General features: G+C 71.5%; 3 protein-coding genes. All 3 read left to right on the forward strand.

From position 1 onward, the window contains the following. Positions 1 to 44: 44 nt before the first annotated feature. Complete coding sequence (locus ACK4TH_RS11985; RefSeq protein WP_409626766.1) at positions 45 to 188, forward strand: hypothetical protein; 144 nt, start codon at positions 45 to 47, stop codon at positions 186 to 188. Beyond that, positions 185 to 829: a precorrin-8X methylmutase gene (locus ACK4TH_RS11990; protein ID WP_409626768.1), complete on the forward strand. Its 645-nt coding sequence runs from the start codon at positions 185 to 187 to the stop codon at positions 827 to 829. The genes ACK4TH_RS11985 and ACK4TH_RS11990 overlap by 4 nt, the downstream gene beginning before the upstream one ends. Continuing rightward, the coding region (locus ACK4TH_RS11995) for an SAM-dependent methyltransferase (RefSeq protein WP_409626770.1) at positions 829 to 1,175 on the forward strand (347 nt) is incomplete at its 3' end. The genes ACK4TH_RS11990 and ACK4TH_RS11995, both read left to right, overlap by 1 nt.

Below are 1,175 nucleotides of genomic sequence, written 5' to 3' on the forward strand. Positions count from 1 at the left end.
GGCGCATCGCGCAAGCACGCGCGCCGGCTGCCCGCGCATCGTAGGTGCAGCTGCTGCCTGCCGGCACGAAGGCCGATGCCGCGGCCAAGGCGCATTTCAGCGAAGTCGGGCCGCTCATCGACGCGGTGCGCCGCGGCGTTTCGCGGCGCGAGGGGTCAAGATCAGAAAAGGAGCGGGTGGCGCGATGACGACTGAGCCGCTTAACGATTACGAGCGCGACGGCGCGGCGATCTACCGCCGCTCGTTCGCCATCATTCGCGCCGAGGCCGACCTGGCGCGCTTCGATGCCGAGCAAGAGCCGGTGGTGGTGCGCATGATCCACGCCTGCGGCCTGGTGGAGCTGGCCAAGGACGTGGCGTTCACGCCGGATCTGGTGCCGTCGGCACGCGCCGCGCTGCGCCGCGGCGCGCCGATTTTGTGCGACGCGCAGATGGTGGCCGCTGGCATCACGCGTCGGCGTCTGCCTGCGGACAACCCGGTGCTTTGCACGCTGCACGACCCCGACGTCAGCGCTCTGGCGCAGCGCCTGGGCACCACGCGCAGCGCAGCGGCGCTGGAGCGGTGGCGGCCGCATCTGGCCGGCTCGGTGGTGGCCATTGGCAACGCGCCGACGGCCCTGTTTCGGCTTCTAGAAATGCTGCGCGAGCCCGGCTGCCCGCGACCGGCGGCCATCGTGGGCTGTCCGGTGGGCTTCGTCGGGGCGGCGGAGTCCAAGGCGGCCCTGATGGCGCAGCCGCCCGCCCCGGCGCTGACGGTGCACGGGCGTTTGGGCGGCTCGGCCATCGTGGCGGCGGCGCTCAACGCGCTGGCCAGCGAGGAGGAGCGCTGATGGGGCGCATCGTCGGCGTCGGTTTGGGGCCAGGCGACCCGCAGTTGGTGACGGTGCGCGCCCAGCGATGGCTTGTCCAGGCGCGTCAGGTGGCCTATTTCCGCAAGCGCGGCCGCCCCGGACGGGCGCGGCGCATCGCGCAAACCTGGCTGTTACCGCAGGCGGTGGAGCACGCGATGGAGTATCCCGTCACCACCGAGCTGCCATTCGACAGCCCAGCCTACATCGATCGGCTGGCCCGGTTTTATGACCACTGGGTCGAGCGTCTGGAGACGCTGGCCGCCTTGTTGTATGCCTACCTGTGGCGGGGGGAGTGGCCGGCGCCCCTGTCGTTGCTGGGCATCGG

Source organism: Tepidimonas sp., assembly GCF_046292505.1.
Lineage (GTDB): Bacteria > Pseudomonadota > Gammaproteobacteria > Burkholderiales > Burkholderiaceae_C > Tepidimonas.

Excerpts from the sequence above, each read along its gene's own strand:
- ACK4TH_RS11990 (WP_409626768.1), top strand. The coding sequence starts at position 185 with ATGACGACTGAGCCGCTTAACGATTACGAGCGCGACGGCGCGGCGATC.